The 5054-nt window shown below is 43.9% G+C and carries 3 protein-coding genes; 2 read left to right on the top strand and 1 reads right to left on the bottom strand.

What is annotated here, in order from left to right; translation table 11 throughout:
• Positions 1 to 634 precede the first annotated feature (634 nt).
• Entirely contained in the window at positions 635 to 2902 is a 2268-nt protein-coding gene (locus tag Q0095_RS10285) for a molybdopterin-dependent oxidoreductase (RefSeq protein WP_366806244.1), read from the bottom strand.
• Positions 2903 to 3296: 394 nt separating this feature from the next.
• On the opposite strand from Q0095_RS10285, the gene Q0095_RS07025 reads away from it, so the two are divergent.
• Complete coding sequence (locus Q0095_RS07025) at positions 3297 to 3896, top strand: 4Fe-4S dicluster domain-containing protein (protein ID WP_005871891.1); 600 nt, start codon at positions 3297 to 3299, stop codon at positions 3894 to 3896.
• Positions 3893 to 5054, top strand: a 1162-nt coding sequence (locus Q0095_RS07020; protein WP_297882643.1) for a proton-conducting transporter membrane subunit, incomplete at its 3' end; no start/stop codon positions are given. The genes Q0095_RS07025 and Q0095_RS07020, both read left to right, overlap by 4 nt.

The raw sequence follows: 5054 nt of genomic DNA, 5'->3' as shown, positions 1-5054 counted from the left end.
TCCGAGCTCCAAGCACGGCGGAATTCGGAATTTTAAATCTAAAATTTTAAAATCAAAATTTATGGATTTCAGACGGAGCGCGAAACTACTCCGGTTATGCTAGAAACCAGCATTTGCGACCATTAAGACTAAAAGCCGCGTCTAGCGTTTTAAAAGTCTATGAGCCTTTTGCATTCATCTATCAAAATCACAAAAATCGCATTTGCGTTATTAAAATTACAGCGCTACTTGATACATAAAATCAGCCTGCGCGCGTTAAAATTTAATCAATAATGTAATTTGGCAAGATTTGTCGCGATAAAATAGCCTTATTATCATGCTTATCTTTAAAATTTACTCCATTGCGCCGCTCTAATTAAGGCTAATTTATTAGGATTTGATAAATCGCGAATGCCCGGTCTCTGCCGCCACATCTATTAACGCAATAGCAGATAAATTTCACACCCTCTTATCGATAGTGCAACTACGCAAAAAAAGCGTATTAATACCGCGAAATTTATTGAATTCTTGAAATTTTTGATCTTTAAAATATCACAAGACAGCTAGATCGCTAAAAATTTCATATTATTTGAATTGATTGTTAAAAAGTAGATTCGGAAGCATAGCCCCCGAATCTACGGATAAGATTAAATTCTTAGAATTTAATCGGATGGTGGTGGAAGTCGTCGTAAACGACCTTGTTGGTCTGAAACTTAATGCGCTTAAGCTCGCGGATACGCAAAAATTCCTCTTCGTCGATCTTTTTAATCTGAATCGCTGCCTTAAACGTAGGCGTTTTAGCGATTAGATCCCAGCCGCCGCTGGTTAGCTCGTTGCAGCAGCTCTCCCAGTAGTGATAAGACATCTGAATGATACCATCCATTATACACTCGGTGATGTCTGCCTTGATCGCGATATAGCCGTAGCGGCTCCACGCGACGATGAAATCGCCCTGCGAAATTCCATATCGCTCGGCGAGTTTCGGATTCATTTCCGCAATCGGTCCTATCGCGTCGCCGCCCTGCTCTACGGTCTTAGAGCGCCTAGTCATCGCGCCTCCCGCATACTCGTAAACCTTACGCGTAGTTAGAAGCTGGATCGGAAATTCCTCGTCGGTCTTCTCGTCCACGGAGCCCGCCATTACAGGATAATCTTTCGGCATATTCATACGCTTTGCGAATTCCTCTTTGGCGCTTTCAATCTTGCTCTTATCATCCACGAATAGAACCGGGACGAAATTTCCCTTGCCGTCAGGAGTAAAGAATTTTTTATCAAGATACAATGCAGGTCCGCCCATAGAATTCTCATCAGGGCACGGCCAGTGAAGTCCGTGGTATTTTTTGATGCGGTAATAGCTCATTCCGCCGTAGTTATGCGGAGCTACCCTGCGCACCTCTTCCCAAATCTGCTCTGGAGATTGAAATGTGAAATAATCCCCTAGTCCTAAGCGTCTGGCAAGCTCGCAGATGATAGCCCAGTCTTGTCTAGCTTGTCCCGGAGGGGCAACCACAATTTCGCTATGCTGTACGCGGCGCTCGGCGTTAGCATAAGTGCCCTCCTTCTCGCCGCTGCAAGCTCCAGGAAGCACAACATCTGCTTTGCGGCTCGTCTCGGTTAAGAAAATATCTTGGATCACATACATCTCTACCTGCGAAATCGCGCGCAAGAAGTGGTTTGCGTTCGGATCGGTCATAACCGGGTTTTCGCCCATCGTCCAGAAGAATTTTACCCTACCATCAAGAATTGCGTCAGGCACTTCAGTTTTATGAATGCCGATCTTACCGTTTAGATGACCTTTTGGTAAATTCCACTGCTGCTCGAACCATGCGCGTGCGTTCTCGTCGGTTACAGCTTTATAGCCGGTAAATACGTTAGGAAGCATTCCCATATCGCAGCAGCCTTGAACGTTTTCTTGTCCACGGATCGGTAGATCGCCGCTTCCGAGCTCGCCCACATTGCCCGTTACGAGCATTAAATTTGAAATGTCGCAGACTGCGCCCACGCCGTGGTTGAAGTGAGTTACACCCATCCCGTGCGTGATAACCGCAGGTCGCGTAGTAGCGTAAATTCTAGCCGCTTTTCTAATATCCTCGGCGTTTAGCCTAGTGTATTTGGCTACGGCTTCAGGCGAATAATCCTTAACCGCCTCTTTTACATATTCAAAACCCTTGGTGTATTTCTCAACGAATTCTTGATTTACCAAATTCTCGTCGATAATAGCATGGATTAGAGCATTGATGACTGGGATATTGTGCTCCGGCTCGAGCTGAAGGTGGATATCTGCGCGATTTGCAAATTCCGTCTTAACCGGGTCTATGACGATGAGTTTAGCGCCTCTATTTAACGCTCTTTGAACGTGCATAGCTACGATCGGATGACCATTTTCCGGGTTTGAGCCGATCATCATAATGCAGTTGCTGTGAGTTCCGATCTCCGTGAAGCTATTTGTAGCCGCTCCGTTACCGATTGTTTTGGCAAGACCTGCCACAGTCGGAGCGTGTCAAATGCGCGCGCAGTGATCGATATTATTCGTGCCTAAAATTCTAAGTAGCTTCTGCGCTACGTAGTTATCCTCATGCGTACAGCGTGCGGAATAGTTTCCCGCTATCGCGTCGGCGCCGTATTTTTCTTTAACTTCGAGCATCTTTTTAGCAACCAAATCAAGCGCTTCGTCCCAGCTAGCCTCGACTAAATCGCCGTCTTTACTAAATTTGCCATTCTTTTTACGAATTAGCGGAGTAGTAAGCCTATCTCTAGAGCCTACGTAATTCCATCCGTAATAACCTTTCAAACATAAACAACCTTGATTTACGGGGTTGTCGCTTACGCCGGTTGCGGATTTGATATAATTGTCTTCCGCAGTCAGCTCGATTTGACAGCCTGTGCCACAATAAGGGCATATGACCTTGCCTTTATTCGCCATATTTTCTCCTTTCGAAAATACTAAACATGCAAAATTACCATATATGCAATTTCGGCACAATTATATAAATTCTTACCTAAAATAAAATTGAAATTTTGCCTTAAGCTAAAAGAATTTTTTCAATTATAATTAGGAGTAAATTGGGGTAATTTAAGTAGTAATTTAAATTTTAAAATATACTTTAATACTGATATACTAGACATTTAAAGCAAATAATCAACGAACCGGTTTAAAAAAGAAATTAGTTTTTAAATTTAAGCTTTGAAAGTAAATTTATCAAATAAATTCCAAATATCGTCAGATAAATGACGGAATTTTTTTACGGACTTAAATATAATTACACCAAAATTTTTAGTAAAAAATTTTTAAAATTCCTTAAGTCAAGGAGAAAGGTATGAAACAACATAAATTTGTAATCTGCGATTACAAACGATGTATCGGTTGCACGACGTGCATGGCGGCCTGTTACTCAAGTGCATACGAGCGCGGCAAGCTTGCTAAATCGCGACTTACCGTGCTTAGACAGGCTTACGGCGTTATGCCTACGCAGTGCAGGCAGTGCGATGACGGACCATGCGCAAATGTCTGCCCTACCGGTGCGCTTCGCTTCGATAATAACTATATCGAATTGCACGAAGAAATTTGCATCGGATGCAAGATGTGTACGCTCGCCTGTCCTTATGGCGCGATCAGCTCGAATGCCGAGCTTATGCCGTCAGTAAATTATGCGGTCGAGCCGAAGTATTATCTCGAGATCGAAAGCCAAGCGGGCGCCAAAAGCACCGCCATCAAATGCGATCTATGCAACGGACGCGAGAACGGTCCTGCATGCGTCGAGGTTTGCCCAACTAGCGCTATCATTATGATAGATCCTAAAGAAGGTAAGCATAAATTGGGCTTTGCGATAGACTACGATGCGGCTAATGCTTTTGCAAAAGACGTGTTAAACGGCGAAATCAGTTGCGTCGCCAAAAAAGAAGGAGGCGCAAAATGATAAGCGTCTATACTTTATTTATCGTCAGTGCAGTAATTAGTATCCTTTTATACTGCGCTCCAAAAACTGCCGTTAAGGTAGGATTTGGATTAGGTGCTATCAGCTGTTTTTATGCGATGTGTCATTTCGTAGCCAATATGGGCGTAAGCGATAGCTTCGTTTTGGGCGGTACTTTCTTATATGCGCCAAAATTTGCTTTAAGTCCGCTTGGAAATTTCTTCAGCTTCGTAGTCGTTTTTATAGGCTTTGCAAGCAGCGTTTACGGCATGAGCTACGCTGAGGAATATATCGGAAAGGCAAATATCGGCGTTTTTGCATGTTTATTTAATACCTTCATCTTATCTATGCTTTTAGTCATCAGTGCGGATAATGTATTTTGCTTCGCTGTTTTATGGGAGCTTATGACGTTAATTTCGTCATTTCTAATCATAGTAAACGATGGCAAAGGCACGCTCAAAGCCGTTATGGTATATCTAGGTATAGCGCAGATCGGTGCATTTTGTATCACCTGTGGATTACTTATCATTGCAAACTACGCAGGAAGCTTCGAATTTGCGGAGTGGGGAAAAGTAAATATGCCTATGGGCGCTTCTGTAGCAGCATTCATCTTGTTTTTGGTCGGCTTCGGCTCAAAAGCGGGAATGTGGCCTTTCCACGTCTGGCTACCGCAAGCTCACCCTGCGGCTCCATCAAACGTCTCTGCTCTAATGAGCGGCGTTATGATTAAAGTAGCGCTCTTTACCCTTGTTAAATTTACGCTATTTTTGCCGCTAAGCATCTATTTTGGGCTTGCAGTTTTGATCCTAGGAGCAGCCAGCTCGCTTTTTGGCGTTTTATACGCGTTGTGCCAGCACGACTTTAAAGCGCTTCTTGCGTACCACTCGGTTGAAAATATCGGCATTATCTTGCTGGGTCTTGGCACCGGAATTTACGGCGTCGCAGCAGGCAATGTAACGCTAGGTGCAGTCGGATTTTTAGCAGGCTGCTACCACGTAGTAAATCACGCGATATTCAAAGGCTTGCTATTCTTATGTGCAGGCTCTGTAATCCACGCTACTCATACGCAAAATATGGACGTGCTAGGAGGGCTAGCTAAAAAAATGCCTCTAACTGCCGTCGGTATGTTTATCGGTATCATGGGTATCGCAGCACTTCCTC

The organism is uncultured Campylobacter sp. (assembly GCF_938045535.1).
GTDB lineage: Bacteria > Campylobacterota > Campylobacteria > Campylobacterales > Campylobacteraceae > Campylobacter_B.
The sequence above is the reverse complement of the archived record's forward strand: the minus strand, read 5'-3'. Positions and strand labels throughout refer to the sequence as shown.